Below are 16,184 nucleotides of genomic sequence, written 5' to 3'. Positions count from 1 at the left end.
ATACATACGTGCATGCTCTCTCTTTTTCAACTGTTTTGAAACCGGTACCAAGAAAGGGGAGAAATGAGTGAAAGCATTGGATGTGATCACATTTGGGGAATCAATGGCGATGTTTTATGCAAAAGAAATTGGCGAGCTTCACCAAGTGCATACGTTTCAAAAAGCACTTGCTGGTGCAGAGAGTAATGTTGCGGTCGGCTTGGCAAGATTAGGCTTTAGCGTAGGCTGGATGAGCAAGGTCGGGGCTGACTCACTTGGTACATTTATTTTAGAAGAGCTTCAAAAAGAAGGGGTCGATACTGAGGCAGTGCTCCGTTCAAATGATGGGGCCAAAACAGGGATATTGCTTAAATCAAAAGTCATCGATGGAGACCCTGATGTGACGTACTACCGAAAAGGCTCTGCTGCGAGCACATTGAACGCAAGCGATTTCCCGTCCACTTATTTTCAGCAGGCAGGACATCTTCATATGACCGGAATCCCGCCTGCTGTGTCTAGTGAAATGAGAGCGTTTTCTTTTCATGCCCTTAAAGAAATGAAGAAAGCAGGAAAAACCATTTCCTTTGATCCGAACCTTAGACTTCAACTATGGGAAGAGGAAGAAGACATGATTCATACGGTGAACCAGATGGCTGCTCAAGTAGATTGGTTTTTCCCAGGGCTTGCAGAAGGTCAAAGACTCACAGGATGTCATGAGCCGGAAGCGATTGCGGATGTTTATTTACAAAAAGGTGTCAAGCTTGTGGTCATTAAACTGGGAGCAGAAGGAGCCTATTTCAAAAGTGCATCCGGCCAAGGTGTAGTGGCTGGTTTTCATGTGTCTCATGTCGTGGATACAGTCGGAGCTGGTGATGGATTTGCAGTGGGAGTGATGAGCGGTCTGCTGGACGGATTATCATATGAAAAATCGGTAGCAAGAGGCAATGCCATTGGAGCACTTGCAGTCATGTCCCCAGGAGATCACGAGGGACTGCCGACTCGGGAAGAGCTTCAGGCATTTATAAAAGAAGCCAAACGATATCAAAGGCGACACGATATGAAGGGAGCTGAGAGGTATGGGAAAGTCAGCAAGTATGAGCGTTAAAGAGAAGCTCGCAGCTTGTAAACTCATTGCGGTGGTCAGAGCAGGTAGTGAAGCAGAGGGGATAGAGATGATTGGTCGTTTAAAGAAAAAAGGGGTGCGGGCCATCGAAGTGACATATACTACGCCCAAAGCAGAGCGGATCATTGCATTTTACCAGCATGACCACGACTTGATTGTCGGAGCCGGAACGATTACAACGCTTGAGCAGGCACAATCAGCCATTGAAGCCGGCTCTCAATTTATCGTCAGCCCGGGATATCTTCCTATTATCGGAGAGCACCTATCTTTTCACGATACACTTTACGTTCCAGGTGTTTTGACCCCGAGTGAAATTATGCAGGCAAAAGCAAATGGATACAGCGTGTTAAAGCTTTTTCCGAGCGGCTCCTTCGGTTTGTCCTATATGAAAAATTTGCAAGGCCCGTTTCCAGAGATTGAGTTCATCCCAACAGGAGGCATTCATCCAGTCGATGTGCCAAAGTGGCTTGAAGCAGGAGCCGTGGCAGTAGGTGTCGGCAGCCAGCTTGAAAGCAGTACAGCAGAAGAATTACAGGCCGTTCTTTCTTCCACAATCATGTAGTTCACATAAACAACCGGCGGATGACTGCCGGTTGTTTGTTCGTTTATCTGACATAAAAGATGGGAAGGCGCTTCTTTTCACGTAAAATGAGCATAAAGGAGAGGTCGATATGTACATTCAACAAGATGAACTAAAAGATGGTCAAATTGAGCAATTGATTCAAGCTCATGTAGAAGAGATGAAAAAACATTCACCGCCAGAAAGCATTCATGCCCTTCCGTTAGACGATCTGAAAAAACAAGACGTCACAGTATGGAGTGCAAGGGATGGAGAGGCGCTTCTTGGCTGCGGAGCCATCAAGGAGCTATCAAGTGAACATGGTGAACTCAAATCGATGAGGACGGCAGCAGCCCATATGCGAAAAGGCGTGGCGAAGCATCTGTTGACTCACCTTCTCCAAGAGGCGAAGCGGCGGGGGTATAAAAGAGTCAGCCTTGAAACAGGTGCGATTGCTTTCTTTGAACCGGCAAGAAAATTATATGAAAGCTTTGGATTTCAATATTGTCCGCCTTTTGGTTCATACCAAGAAGATCCAAACAGTTTATTTATGACAAAGGAATTATAGAGGTCGAGAGAGTATGCTTTTATAAGCAGCTCTTTTTTTATGAGGCAACAATGGAAGGAGGGGAATGTGAATGAAATGGTCGAAGTTGTTCGGAATGGGCGCATTTCTCACATTTTGTGTCGTATCTGTTCTTTTTTTATCTATATTAGGTCAAGATTTAGTTAAAATTGAAAGCGCTTCCGATGAGGCGGTATCAACTTATCAATATCACTTTGTTCTTGTACCAGAGGAACTTGATAATGAATATTGGCAATTGGTGCAAAAGGGAGCTGCTGATGCGGCGGAAGTTCATCGGGTGTATCTTGAATACCTAGGTCCAAAGCAGGCTGATTTGGATGATCACCTGAAAACCATTGATATGGCGATTGCTGGTCATGTGGATGGCATTATGACGCAAGGGCTTGATGCAAAGAGATACAAACCGCTCTTTCAAAAAGCAAGAGAGAAAGGTATAGATGTCGTCACAGTCGATACCGATGCAGAGGGGAGCAAGCGTCAAGTGTATGTCGGAACAGATAACTATTATTCCGGCTTTATCGCCGGACAGGCACTCATCGCCGATACAAAAGGCGAACAGTATGTGGGCATTGTGACGGGACGTCTTGATGCGATTCACCAGAAGCTTCGCGTGAAGGGGTTTCGAGATGCCGTTTCTGGTGAGAAACGCATTCATATTGCTGGAATAGAAGAGTCGGCGATTACGAAATCAGGTGCTTCCGGTGCTGCGTATAAATTGTTAAATGATCATACGCAGCTCACCGCATTTTATGGAACAAGCGCATTAGACGGTGTCGGCATTATTCAAGCAACAGAGCAATATCATTCGTCTAAAGATGTTTATGTGCTCGCATTTGATACTCTGCCTGATACGATTCAAGCGCTGGATGATGGGAAAATTGATGCAGTGGTTGTACAGCACCCTTATGAAATGGGCTATCAAGCGGTTGAATCTCTTGTTCGTTTGCAACAAGGGGATAAACAAGAACCGCTTCAGTACACAGGGACGAGTGTGATTCGGCGAGGAGACCTGCCCCTTCATCAAACGAAAAGACCACAGGGGGTTCAGCCATGAGAAAAATACGAAGTAAATTATTATTGGCATTTTTAATTCTTGTGCTCCTTGGTAATGTGGCCGCTTTTTTTGTGTATTGGAGCAGTTCAAAAATCACATCAGAATATAGCAAGAGCTTTCGTTCCTTTCTCCTGCTGAATGATATTTCGACAGAGGCAAAAACGATGTATGAAAAGGTCAACGCCTTTGCCATCGAAAAGGATCAGGCGTTTGCCAAGGGGTATGCTGAATCAAAACAGAAAATGACATCATATGATCAAGCATTGCTCAAAGATGCAGGGCTTCATGCCGCCACCCCCTCCATTGAAAAATATCAATATATGATGCGGACGCTCATAAACGAAAGTGATGCGACAATGAATCATGTCAAAGAAGGGAAAATCAAAGAATATGCTGCAAGTGTGAAGGAAGTAAGAACCGTGTCCTCTTATATCCAAGAGCAGACAATGACTCTTTTGGATGATGAATTATCTGAGTATCAAGTACTCTACCAATCCCTTCAAAAAAGACATCAAACGTATGCGCTTTTTACTCTATGTCTGTTTACATTATCGATAGGCATCGCTTTATGGATGGCCTATATCATAGCGGGTGGAATTTCAAGACCGATCGTTCATCTGTCTCGAAGTGCCAAAGAAGTATCAGAAGGAAATTTTGATGGTCCGAATTTGCATGTGTCATCGAAGGACGAAATCTCTGTGTTAAATCATGCCTTTGAGCGAATGCGGCGAGAGATGAAGGTCATGATTGAAGAGATGAAACAAAAGGCCGCTTTAGATCAGAAAATTAAAGACATGAAGCTGAAAACACTACAAAACCAAATGAATCCACATTTTTTATTTAATACATTAAACATCGTTTCACGTATGGCGTACTTAGAATCAGCTGATGCGACATCGAAATTGATACAATCCGTTTCTACGCTGATGCGGTATTCGCTATCTCCTCTCAGCGCATCTGTTACGTTAGAACAAGAAGTGAAAGTGGTAAAAGAATATTTTCATATACAAGAAACAAGATTTTCCGATCGTATTACATGCAAAACGACCATAGATGAGTCGTGTCTATCTGTTCACATTCCGAGCCTTACATTGCAGCCGCTTGTCGAAAATGCCTTTATTCATGGGGTAGAACCAAAAGAGGAGGGGGGGCTTGTAGAGCTCTCTATTGATCGAGATGATGGCTTTGTCATGATTCGGATTCGGGATAATGGACTTGGCATCAGTGATCAAGAGAAAAAGAGGTTGCTATCGCAAGAGGAAGAAGATCATCCAGACACACGTAGTAAAGGTCACTCGACAGGAATTGGTCTTCGAAATGTGATGTCGAGGCTGCGTTTGTTTTATGGAGTGCAGGATGCCCTTCAAATTGATTCAAAGCCAAACGAAGGGACCACCATTCAATTGACAATACCAATCAAGGAGGAACGAGCATGCTGAACGTGCTGATTGTGGATGATGAAAAAATTGAACGAATGGCGATGCGTAAATTCATGACCGAATGGCTGCCAGACTGTCATATTGCAGGGGAAGCTGCGAATGGAAAAAAGGCGGTGGAATTGGCGCGGTCTAAGCCAATTGACCTTGTGCTCATGGATATTCAGATGCCAGGCATGGATGGACTCACAGCGATCAAACAGATCAAAGCAAGCTGTCCTCATACTAAATTTATTATGCTGACAGCCTACGATACATTTGATTATGCCAAGCAAGCCATGCAGGAAGGGGTCAAACAATACCTTGTCAAACCAGCTGATAAAGACGAAACCATTACAGCGATCCGTTCTGTTGCGGCAGAAATACAGCAGGAGGTCTCCCTGCGGCAGGCGGAGAAAGTCAATCAGCAGTCAAAATGGCTGGAAGCTCATGTGTTGAACGGTCAATCTTATTCCTCCACAGTGTTTGAGCGGCTGTTTCAGGATTTTCAAGCAGGTCTAGTGATCGCTGTTCAGCGGACAGGCGGGGATCAACTCCTGAATCATTTGCAGGAGTCTGCTCTTTTTCAAGCAGTGCCTATCAAAGTGAGCGGTGAGCTGTTTACATGCTTGATTTACAGCTGTCAATCACCTGGTCATCTAAAGGCGAATGTACTGCAAGCGATTCGCGCTGGCATGACAAGCGAGCAGCATTCCCCTGTCATTGTTGGCATGGGTCATCCTGTCTCAAATCCACTTCATCTTCAGAAAAGTGCGGCAGAAGCGAAGCTTTCCTATTATCAGCGAAAAAAAGATGACGGTGCGGTTCGTTATGGCTTTTACTATACAGATAGACAACCTTACGTATTGATCAACTTGCCTGAGCTTGCCGATGACATGATGCTGGCACTAGAAGAAGGGAGAAGAGATGATGCTCTTGCTTACTATGATGCCTTCCAATTAGAAGGGGCAACCATTTCTCATGTGAAAGAGCTGCTCATTTTACTCAAATCACGACTTCATGCAGATGTGCCGATTCTAGCTATCACCACAGAAACAGAATGCCGCCAATGCTGTGAACATTTATTTGATCTGTATGAAGCAAGAACCCAGACGGTGAATGATATAGAACGGGCGAAACGATACATTCAAACACATTTTTGCGAACATATCACGCTGGAGCAAACGGCCGCCTATGTTGATTTAAGCCCGACTTATTTCACCAAACGCTTTAAGGATGAGACAGGTCTGACGTTTAAAGAATATGTGACGACCTGTAGGATGGATAAAATGAAGAAGCTACTGAAAGAGAGTTCGCTTAGTTTAAAAGAAATCACCTATCAAGCAGGATATACTGATCCGAATTACGTCAGTCGTGTGTTTAAAAAAATGGTTGGCTGTTCACCGAAGGAATATCGAAAACAGGTCGTAAAAAAATGAAGAATTTCATAAAAAAGTGAAGAAGTTTGCCTGAAAAAAGGCAAGGATCTGCCAGTATACTTATTTTGATAACGCTTACAAAATAGGGATGGGGGATCCATGATGAAGTTTAAATTAGGCTTTACTTTATTGGCACTCTGTATGCTGGTCGTCTCTGCTTGCAGTTCATCGACGAACTCAGATGCAAAAAAAGAGGGCGGAGCGGAGAAGTTAGAAATTTTCTCTTGGTGGACTGGTGCAGGTGAGGAAGACGGACTGAAGGCACTCATTCAATTGTTTGAAGAGAAAAATAAAGACATTCCCATTGAAAATGCAGCTGTCGCTGGTGGCGCTGGTACGAATGCAAAGGCTGTTCTAACAAGCCGGATGCAAGGAGATGATCCGCCAGCTACTTTCCAAGTACACGGGGGAGCAGAGCTGAATGAGAGCTGGGTAGCCGCAGGTAAAATGGAGCCGCTGGATGACCTTTATGAGAAAGAAGGCTGGAAGGATAAATTTCCAGAATCACTGATTGACCTTGTGAGCAAAGACGGGAAAATCTATTCCGTTCCAGTGAATATTCACAGAGGCAATGTGCTTTGGTATAACAAAAAAGTATTTGAAGATCAGGGCTTAGAACCACCAACGACGTTTGATGAATTTTTCAAAACAGCCGATGCCTTAAAGAAAAAAGGGATTACTCCACTTGCGCTTGGGGATAAAGAACCTTGGGCGGCGACTCATTTGTTTGAGAGCGTTCTTCTAGGTGTACTAGGTGCAGATGACTATCAAAAACTTTGGGCGGGCGACTTAAAAATGGATGATGCAAAAGTGAAGGAAGCGGCAGACATCTTTGGACGTATGCTCGAATACGTCAACGACGATCATAGCTCGCGTAACTGGCAGGATGCCTCACAGCTCGTGGCAAAAGGGGAAGCTGCAATGAATGTCATGGGCGATTGGGCAAAAGGATACTTTGTGAATGATCTAGATTTGAAGGTGAATAAAGACTTTGGATACGTGGCTACTCCTGGTACGGAGGGCAGCTTTATGGTCATCACGGATACATTCGGACTGCCGAAGGGTGTCAAACAGCCAGAAAACGTGAAAAAATTCTTATCTGTCTTAGGATCTGTGGAAGGACAGGATGCGTTTAATCCGTTGAAAGGGTCAATACCGGCACGTGTGGATGCAGACGTATCAAAATATGATGAATACGGAAAATCAGCAATGAAGGCGTTTAAAGAGTCAAAGCTGGCACCGTCTCTTGCGCATGGCTCAGCTGCTGAAGAAGGTTTTGTCACGAAGGCGAACCAAGCCGTCAATATTTTCGTGACACAAAAAGACAGCAGTCAGTTCGTTTCTTCTTTAAAAGATTCAATGAAATAAAGATGAAAGAGGCGGCCGTTAGGCACCGCCTCTTTTTTAAAAAAAGGAGTGTAGCTTCATGCGCATGGACACATCGCCGACCACAAAAACACCAGCAGCAAAAGTGAAACGTGTTCGGAAAAAATGGAATGGAGACCAGCTGCTTGCCCTGCTATTTTTAGCACCGTCAGCTGTTTTATTATTCATTTTTGTTTACGGATTTATTGGCTGGACAGGATATGTTTCATTATCGAACTGGACATCGCTTGTTCCTGATTTTTCTTTCGCAGGTATGAAAAATTATGTCATGCTGTTTCAAGATTTTCGCTTTCAGTCAGATCTTCGAAACACGGTCTTTTTTACATTATTCTTTATTGGAGCAGTCATTGCTTCTGGGCTTGTACTGGCCATTTTACTAGACCAGAAGATCAAGGGGGAATCACTTTTTCGGAATCTCTTTTTCTTTCCGATGGCCCTTTCCTTTGTTGTCACAGGTGTTGTGTGGCAATGGATCCTAAATCCATCAACTGGGGTGAATCTGTTTTTAAAAACACTCGGCATCCAGCCCAAGTGGTACACGGATACGAACATTTTAGCTGGATTTGTCTGGGGAAAAATTGAGTTTGGTGTACCGGCAGCAATGATTGCAGTTGTCATCGCTGCTGTGTGGCAGATGACAGGATTTTCACTTGCGATGTATTTGGCTGGTCTTAGAGGAATTCCAGAGGAAGTGAGAGAGGCTGCTAGAATGGATGGCGCAACCGAGTGGCAAATCTACTGGAAAATCATTTTCCCGCTGTTAAAACCAATCACAGCGAGCGTCGTCATTATCATGGCACATATTTCTTTAAAGATCTTTGATTTGATTTACTCGATGACAGGACCAGGTGCAAACTTTGTCACCGATGTGCCAGGTGTTTATATGTTTGAAATGACCTTTAGAGGAAACCATTATGCAGGTGGTGCCGCCATTGCGATCGTCATGTTGATTTCTGTTGCGGTCTTTATCGTGCCGTATCTCCTGTCTAGTCGGAAGGGGGCTTCATCATGACCGCAAGAGGGTTTGTCCGTCCAGTTCTTTATGCTTTATTAATACTGTGCAGTTTGTTTTTTCTCATGCCTGTTTATGTCATGCTCGTCACAAGCTTAAAGCCATTAGGTGAAGTTACCCTTGAGCGAATGTGGGCGCTTCCATCAACACTTGATTTCTCAAGCTACAAAATCGCTTTTGAAAAGTTATCACCCAATTTAATGAATTCTCTTTATCTAGTCATTCCTGCTACCTTATTGTCAGCTGTATTAGGTGCGATGAATGGCTATGTGCTGTCTAAATGGCGCTTTAAAGGATCAGAAGTGGTGTTTACCTTCATGTTGTTCGGTATGTTTATTCCATATCAAAGTATCCTCATTCCACTCATTCAATTTTTGCGTGAAATCGACTTGTATAACTCCATTCCGGGACTTGTACTTGTCCATGTCGTATATGGCCTGCCAATCACAACACTCATGTTCCGCAATTTTTATGTGAGCATTCCTGATGAAATGATTGAATCAGCGAAGATGGATGGAGCTGGGTTTATCGGGATCTTCAGACATATGATTCTGCCGCTTTCCATCACAGGGTTTGTCGTGGTTGCCATTTGGCAGTTCACAAATGTGTGGAATGAGTTTCTATTTGCGGTTACTATGACCACGGCAGAGAATCAGCCGGTCATGGTTGCGTTGCAAAATTTATCAGGCAGTCAAATTGTGCAATGGAATGTTCAAATGGCAGGTGCCATCTTGGCTGCGCTGCCGACACTTTTGGTCTATATTATACTCGGAAAATACTTTGTGAAAGGGCTTCTTGCAGGCTCTGTCAAAGGGTAAATTGATTTTCTTGTTATCGTTTTCATTCGGTGTACTGAAAGGATTGACTTCTCTTTAGATAGCGTCATAATAAAAGTTGAGACTTGCTAGTTTTCATCATGCTAGGCAAGGATTATCAAAGGGTAGCAAAGGGAGGAGTCATCCTGAATGAAGCAGTCACCAATTTTTTTACTGCCTGAATTGAAGGAGAGAATATGGGGAGGTACAGCCTTAAGGGATCAATTTGGCTATGATATTCCTTCTGATCAAACGGGAGAATGCTGGGCAATTTCTGCTCATCCAAACGGACCAAGTGTCGTGCAAGACGGTCCATATAAAGGGAAAACGCTGATCGAACTATGGAACAATCACAGAGAATTGTTTGGGGGAATAGAAGGCGATCGATTCCCGCTCTTAACCAAAATTTTAGATGCAAACCAAGACTTATCCGTTCAAGTTCATCCAGATGATGATTATGCGGAAAGACATGAAAATGGCGAGCTTGGGAAAACAGAGTGCTGGTATATCATTGACTGCAAAGAAGGCGCAGAAATGATCTACGGTCATAATGCACGGACGAGAACTGAGCTTGTGACCATGATGAACAGCGGAGATTGGGAAGGCCTTTTGCGGCGAGTGAAAATTAAGCCGGGCGATTTTTATTATGTGCCAAGCGGTACCATTCATGCGCTATGTGAAGGCACACTGGTTCTTGAAACGCAGCAAAGTTCAGATACGACCTATCGGGTGTATGATTATGAACGAAAAGACCAAAATGGCCATGAACGTGAACTTCACTTCACGCAGGCCATTGATGTTACCACGGTTCCTCATGTAGACGGTTATGCAGATGAATCAGTAGAAACTCGTCCAGGGGTGACCATTAGAACATTTGTAGAAGCAGAATACTTCTCTGTGTATAAATGGGAAATTGATCAAAAAGTAGAGCTATCGCAAGATTATCCGTTTTTGCTGTGCAGCGTTATTAATGGGGAAGGGTCCTTAGAGCATAATGGACATACATATCCGCTGCCAAAAGGAGCCCATTTTATCCTGCCTGCTGAAACAGGGAACTTCACCATTGAAGGATCTTGTGAACTGATTGTGTCACATATATAAAGGTAAAGAGGACTTCGAGGGAGTCCTCTCAGCGTGTAGACAAACCCTCGCATTCTTTGTCAGTCCTGCGTGCCGGTGCTCACGAATGTCAAATTCGCTCCGCGCCAGTACTCGTCCTTCCTAGGGCTGCAAAGGTTTTCTATCACGCTGAAAAGAAGACAAAGGGGTAAAATAAAGTCATTTTACCCCTTTGTCAATTTTGAGAGGACTTCGGGAGTCCTCTATTTTTCTATTGCATAAAGGACTTGAAAGAGACTTGTTTTTGTCGATAAAGAGATTAGTAGACTATTATGCAAAGTTAAGAGAGGGACAGGGACCGTGAAAAAAACCATCAAGATTATGTTACTCGCAGCTGCCTTTGGTATGACATTACACACGGGCAAAGAAGTGCAAGCAGCCTCCTATGTCGATCAATCCATTTATACGATTAGCACCTCAAAAGTATTTACAACAGAAGCAGAAGTCAAAAAAGCGGTTGACACGTTGAAAAAGGATAAGAAGTGGACAGCCACGTATCAAACCTCAGGAAATACATCGACTTATCAACTGACTGCCTCAGGATATGACTCACAAGTAGCAGCGAGTGCAAGTGCCGCTGCATTAAAAAAAGAGTTAGGCATGAGCGGTACGGTGTCTCCAGTAGGTGACCGCCTTCCTTTACAGAAAATCGTATCTGATCCAATCAACGATGAAAGTCAGGCGAAAAAACTGACGCTCGAGCTGACGAAAACATCAGGACTCAATAGCACGTATGAAGCTATCAATCAAAGTAGCCCATCTTACCAGGTCATTTCAGGAGCCATTGATTCTGAAACGAAAGTCAAAAATATTCAAACCGAACTACAAAAACAGGCCGGAGTCACTAGTACATATCAAACCGAAAACAAAGCTGGCACCGTGTATCAGCTGATCTCAGGCAATATTGTCGGACAGAGTAAGGCAAATACCATCCTGCAAGGTTTTCAAAAGGAATCTGGTTTAAAAGCAGTACTCCAAACGGTAGCAGCAGGCAAACCGTATTACATCGTCACATCTGCTGCACAAACGAATCAGTCTAAAGCGCAAACCCTTCTGACCCAGCTGCAAAAAGAAGCGAAAATCAGCGGAAAGATTCAGAAGGCTGGAGCTGTTAAAAATGTATATAGCATGGAATCAGGCTATTTCAAAGACAATAAGCAAGCAGCCTCAGCGGCGGCTCAGATCAAAAAACAAGCTGGTGTGTCAGGGACTGTGCAGCGAGTAGGAAAAACGAAAAATTATATCGTAAAGCTTAATCAATTAAATGACACAACTTACGCAAAAACAGTTGCCTTTTTCAAGAAAAAGAAATGGCGCTATACATCTAAAAAGATCTCCTCTACACAGCCATATCAAGTAGTGACTGGGAATCTTTTGGGCGATGATCAAGCGAAAAAAGCAACGGCATTTTTCCAAAAGAAAAAAGTATCCGCCACAACGAAAAAAACAGGCAAAGCGTCTGACAGCACGTATCGACTTGTTGTGAATCAAGCAACAGATCAAACAAAAGTAAATAAAGGTGCTGCATACTTAAAAGCACAAAAGGTGACAAGCAACATCACAACAGGCAAGGGACAAGCCGTCAGTAAAGCATACAGCCTAATGACAGCTCCTGTATATGATCAAAGCAAAGTGAAGCAGGCACAAGAGATCATGAAAAAAAATGGAGTTGCCAGCAGTACAAAAACATTAACAGAAGCTGTTAAGCAATACCGTATTACGACAGAGGCAACTGTGAATCAGACAAAGCTGAATCAAGCCTTAAGTTATTTAACCAAACAAAAAATGAAAGCAGCCGCTCAAAAAACGGGAGCAACTGATTATGGTCAATATCAGATCAAAACAGGGGTCATTTCGACTGCTGCCTTAAGAGACCAAGGCATGACATTCTTCAAAAAACGAAATGAACCAGCTGCTTATACAACAACGACAAAACCGACATATAAAATCAACATCACACAGCAGTTTACAGGGTTACCAAATGCGAATGAGGCCATTGCTTTTGTGAAAAGCCAATACGGCTGGACAGCCACAGCGACAAAAATCAAAAATGGCCCAATGGTGATGCAGACGAATTATAACCTCACAGTCAATGAGATGGTAAACAAACAAATGAAGGTGTCGCCGCAGACAGATGGTGCAGCCTACGTCTATGCGACATATGTAGACCCAGCGACGTCCACAGTGAATACAGACGGGCTAAATGTACGTTCTACACCTGATTCAAGTTCGGCTAGCAACATCGTCGCACAGCTGAACAAAGGGACAAAAGTGAAGCAGCTTGGAAAAGAAGGCAACTGGATCAAGATCAGCCTCGGCTGGAGAAATGCGAGTTCAGCAGAAGTATTAAAATATGTAGACCCAGCGAATATCGCGGAGGGCACTCAATCTTATTTTCAATTTCTCAAACTCTCTGAAGCTGCAAATCTCAATCCGACTGAAGTGAATACGAAGATTTTAGCAGGGAAAGGCATTCTTGCCGGAAAAGGACAAGCCTTTATCACAGCAGCGAAAACGTATCATATTAACGAAATCTATCTCATTTCACATGCATTGCTTGAAACAGGCAACGGCAGTTCCATTTTAGCGAACGGTACGAAGTTTAATGATAGAATCGTGTACAACATGTATGGCATTGGTGCATATGACAGTAACCCGAATTACCTCGGTGCAAAGTATGCGTATGAACAGCAATGGTTCACACCAGAGGCAGCCATTATTGGCGGGGCAAAATTCATTGGCAACAGCTACATCAATAATGCCACATACAAACAAGATACCATTTACAAAATGCGTTGGTCTGCGACAGCCACTCACCAATATGCAACAGATATTGGCTGGGCTTCTAAACAGGTCACTCGTATGTATAGTTTGTATAACTTACTTGATAACTATACGCTGTATTATGATATCCCCGTGTATAACAAATAAAAAAACGTCCGTGCTTCTTAATGAGAAGCCGGACGTTTTTTGTGTAAGAGCTGATGTTCAATAAAGGAAAGAAGCTGCTGACTTGATTTCCCTTTTGAATATTGATTCCATTCCTCAGCAAAGGTTTTCAATAAGTCTTGATTGGCTGATTCGTTTAGCTGCTTAAGCTCCGTTAAGAGCATATCTTGAGTGACGCAAGCCTTTCCTGGAATGATGTCTTCATAACGTTCGACTAAGCCGCGTTTTGTGCGATAAGTCTCTAGATCGTAAGTGAAGAACAAAACAGGCTTTCGGAGCAGCGCATATTCAAACACAATGGACGAATAATCTGTAATCAGGACATCGCATACAGAGAGCAATGGAAAGAGCGGCTGATCGGACACATCAAAGATCCACTCACCATCTGTTTCTGCTTTGGCTAAATGTTTCACCGCAGGATGAAGCTTGACGAGCAGAATATAGTCGCCATTCAGCTCACTCTGCAATTGTTCTTTAGAAAAAGGTAAGACAAGACCGTCCATTGCAAAGTCCCGGTAGGTCGGCGCATACAGCAGCACTTTTTTGCCTTTTGGAAAAATATCCGTCTGAAAGGAAATAGGGCGCTCATCATAGTACGCATCTGTGAAGGGGACACCTGTTGGCAAAAAACGATCGTCGTTGACGCCAAATGAAGTTTTGAAAATCTCGCGCATGTGATCTGAGCCAGTAACGATATAATCGAAAGACGCATAGACCCGCTTGAAACGCTGCAGATCACGAGAACTCCGGTGATGATTTGAAGCATCTTCAAGACCGAACTTTTTCAAAGCACCATTGGCGTGCCACACTTGAATACAAGTGGTAGAAGGTCTATTTCTTAGCACACTTGTCATCAGAAAATAATTATCTGTGACGACGACTTTGCTTTTCAGCATCGTATAGATACATTGAATGAGATGGATGGGATTTTTTTCATGAAAATAGCGAAATGACACATGAGGCACGTCCTTTTCTATCACGGAAGCATGCTTCGTATAGAGGACAGTGAGCCTCATTGTCATATTCGCCTGTTGTTGATAAGTATCAATGAGAGCAGCTGCATTCTCTTGGAATGAAACAAGCAGCGTCACCTGATTGTCACGAGGTTTCACGCCGCTCATGAGCCATCCAGCAAAAGAAACAAAAGCTGCATAGCATGAGATGATCATTGAGCGTATATTCATCATGTATCAGTCTCTCACAGCTGCTTCGTCTGATCTTTTACTTGCTCAGGATAGTAGCGCTTTTTCCCTTTGTTTTCTTTTAATACGGCAAAAGCGTACTTTGGGATATTCAGCATTCGTTTCCATCTCCACGGATTGACAATGAGTCTGTACAGCCATTCCGTATTTGTTTTAATCATCCAGCGTGGTGCACGCTTCACCGTTCCGCTAAATACATCAAAGCTTCCGCCTAAACCGATGCAAACAGCTTGCGGGAACAAATGACGGTATTCATAAATAAAGTTCTCTTGGTTTGGATAACCTAAAGCAACAAACACCATATCTGCTTTTGAACGAGCAATTTGTTTTGCCACAAACCGTTTATCCGCTTGATAACCATCACAGCTGCCTGCAATCACCACATTCGGATATTCCGTATCAATTCGCTGTTTGACAGCCTCAAGCACTTCTTTTTTCGCACCATATAAAAAGATACTTTTAGATTGCTTGTTTGCGAGATCAAGCATAGACATGAAGACCTCAAAGCCTGCAATTCTTGATTTCAACGGATGGTTTATAAGACGTGACATCAAGACAACACCTACACCATCAGGTAAGACATAGTCTGCAGAAGAGATGACTTTATGATATGCATGATCCTTCATAGTTGCATAACCTATTTCTGGATTCACCGTTGCAATCATTGCGCCTCTTCGCTGAGAAATGTGGTGTTGGTTCATATAACTAATAAATTCGTCTAAGTCGCCATTTACATAAGAAAGGTTAGAGACCACTTCTGTTTCCACTGTATAAACCCCCTTTTTCTTTTTGTTATCTATTGTACGATCATTGTAAATTCATTCTTAACCTACAGATCATTTTATCACAGTTGCTCCATGAAATATTAACAATAACTTTACAATCCTTTTAATTTCATGACATTTTAATAAACAACTAGTCTCTAAAAACGTTGAAATACTGTATTGGTGCAGTTCCACTATTTCATCCATTAAATTGGAAATAGTTTGTCTTTACATTTTCTTAACGTTTTTTAGGCATTATGATATAATGAGGTTCCGAAGAGCGAAAAAACATGACCGATGAGAATAGGATTACGGATAAACATTACTGCTTGAAGCAGTCGAATAAGGATGAAGAAAGGAGTTTATGTTTGCAATGAAGAAAGTTATTACTTACGGTACATTTGATTTATTACACTGGGGGCATATCAAGCTGCTAGAGCGTGCAAAACAGCTTGGAGATTACTTAGTAGTGGCCATCTCTACAGATGAGTTTAATTTACAAAAATCAAAAAAGGCTTATCATAGCTACGAGCATCGCAAGCTGATTTTAGAAACCATTCGTTATGTAGATGAAGTCATTCCAGAGAACAGCTGGGATCAAAAAGTCCGAGACGTACAAGAACATGACATTGATGTGTTTGTTATGGGGGATGACTGGGAAGGTAAATTTGATTTCTTGAAAGAGCATTGCGAAGTCGTTTACTTGAAAAGAACAGAAGGTATTTCGACAACACAAATTAAGGAAGAAATTGCTGGACTATAATAGATTGAAAAAAAGTACT

General features: G+C 42.9%; 14 protein-coding genes. 12 read left to right on the top strand and 2 right to left on the bottom strand.

The window, feature by feature from the left end; genetic code table 11:
* Positions 1-67 precede the first annotated feature (67 nt).
* From M2353_RS17110 to M2353_RS17060, 11 genes are all read left to right on the top strand, one after another.
* Positions 68-1,084, top strand: a complete 1,017-nt coding sequence (locus M2353_RS17110; RefSeq protein WP_284725783.1) for a sugar kinase — start codon at positions 68-70, stop codon at positions 1,082-1,084.
* A complete protein-coding gene (locus M2353_RS17105; RefSeq protein ID WP_284725782.1) occupies positions 1,056-1,664 on the top strand; it encodes a bifunctional 4-hydroxy-2-oxoglutarate aldolase/2-dehydro-3-deoxy-phosphogluconate aldolase in 609 nt (202 codons plus the stop codon). Before M2353_RS17110 ends, M2353_RS17105 begins: the two co-directional genes overlap by 29 nt.
* Before the next feature lie 109 nt (positions 1,665-1,773).
* Positions 1,774-2,229, top strand: coding sequence for a GNAT family N-acetyltransferase (locus M2353_RS17100; protein WP_008343228.1), 456 nt, complete (start codon positions 1,774-1,776; stop codon positions 2,227-2,229).
* Positions 2,230-2,299: 70 nt separating this feature from the next.
* Positions 2,300-3,301 carry a sugar-binding protein gene (locus M2353_RS17095; RefSeq protein ID WP_024719271.1) on the top strand — a complete coding sequence of 334 codons (1,002 nt, stop codon included), beginning with the start codon at positions 2,300-2,302 and terminating at the stop codon, positions 3,299-3,301.
* Positions 3,298-4,740, top strand: coding sequence for a sensor histidine kinase (locus tag M2353_RS17090; RefSeq protein ID WP_284725781.1), 1,443 nt, complete (start codon positions 3,298-3,300; stop codon positions 4,738-4,740). Before M2353_RS17095 ends, M2353_RS17090 begins: the two co-directional genes overlap by 4 nt.
* Positions 4,734-6,155, top strand: coding sequence for a response regulator transcription factor (locus M2353_RS17085; protein WP_284725780.1), 1,422 nt, complete (start codon positions 4,734-4,736; stop codon positions 6,153-6,155). The genes M2353_RS17090 and M2353_RS17085 overlap by 7 nt, the downstream gene beginning before the upstream one ends.
* Positions 6,156-6,254: 99 nt before the next feature.
* Complete coding sequence (locus M2353_RS17080; protein WP_035389707.1) at positions 6,255-7,523, top strand: ABC transporter substrate-binding protein; 1,269 nt, start codon at positions 6,255-6,257, stop codon at positions 7,521-7,523.
* Positions 7,524-7,581: 58 nt separating this feature from the next.
* Positions 7,582-8,553 carry a carbohydrate ABC transporter permease gene (locus tag M2353_RS17075; RefSeq protein WP_017359986.1) on the top strand — a complete coding sequence of 324 codons (972 nt, stop codon included), beginning with the start codon at positions 7,582-7,584 and terminating at the stop codon, positions 8,551-8,553.
* Positions 8,550-9,371: a carbohydrate ABC transporter permease gene (locus M2353_RS17070; RefSeq protein WP_284725779.1), complete on the top strand. Its 822-nt coding sequence runs from the start codon at positions 8,550-8,552 to the stop codon at positions 9,369-9,371. The genes M2353_RS17075 and M2353_RS17070 overlap by 4 nt, the downstream gene beginning before the upstream one ends.
* Positions 9,372-9,518: 147 nt before the next feature.
* On the top strand, positions 9,519-10,469 hold the full coding sequence (gene manA / locus M2353_RS17065) for a mannose-6-phosphate isomerase, class I (protein WP_041507862.1): 951 nt from the start codon (positions 9,519-9,521) through the stop codon (positions 10,467-10,469).
* A 318-nt stretch (positions 10,470-10,787) separates the two neighbouring features.
* Positions 10,788-13,418 (top strand): glucosaminidase domain-containing protein, encoded by a 2,631-nt coding sequence (locus M2353_RS17060; protein ID WP_284725778.1) that lies wholly within the window; start codon positions 10,788-10,790, stop codon positions 13,416-13,418.
* Positions 13,419-13,435: 17 nt separating this feature from the next.
* Here M2353_RS17060 and M2353_RS17055 read toward each other — a convergent pair whose 3' ends face one another.
* Together M2353_RS17055 and M2353_RS17050 are read right to left on the bottom strand one after the other, a co-directional pair.
* On the bottom strand, positions 13,436-14,623 hold the full coding sequence (locus M2353_RS17055) for a CDP-glycerol glycerophosphotransferase family protein (RefSeq protein ID WP_284725777.1): 1,188 nt from the start codon (positions 14,621-14,623) through the stop codon (positions 13,436-13,438).
* Between the two features lie 11 nt (positions 14,624-14,634).
* Positions 14,635-15,405: a WecB/TagA/CpsF family glycosyltransferase gene (locus M2353_RS17050; protein WP_058337001.1), complete on the bottom strand. Its 771-nt coding sequence runs from the start codon at positions 15,403-15,405 to the stop codon at positions 14,635-14,637.
* A 370-nt stretch (positions 15,406-15,775) separates the two neighbouring features.
* Between M2353_RS17050 and tagD the strand changes: the two genes are divergently transcribed.
* Positions 15,776-16,165 carry a glycerol-3-phosphate cytidylyltransferase gene (gene tagD / locus M2353_RS17045; RefSeq protein ID WP_008343212.1) on the top strand — a complete coding sequence of 130 codons (390 nt, stop codon included), beginning with the start codon at positions 15,776-15,778 and terminating at the stop codon, positions 16,163-16,165.
* Positions 16,166-16,184: the final 19 nt, after the last annotated feature.

It is taken from the genome of Bacillus aerius, from assembly GCF_029894105.1.
GTDB lineage: Bacteria > Bacillota > Bacilli > Bacillales > Bacillaceae > Bacillus > Bacillus altitudinis.
The sequence above is the reverse complement of the archived record's forward strand: the minus strand, read 5'-3'. Positions and strand labels throughout refer to the sequence as shown.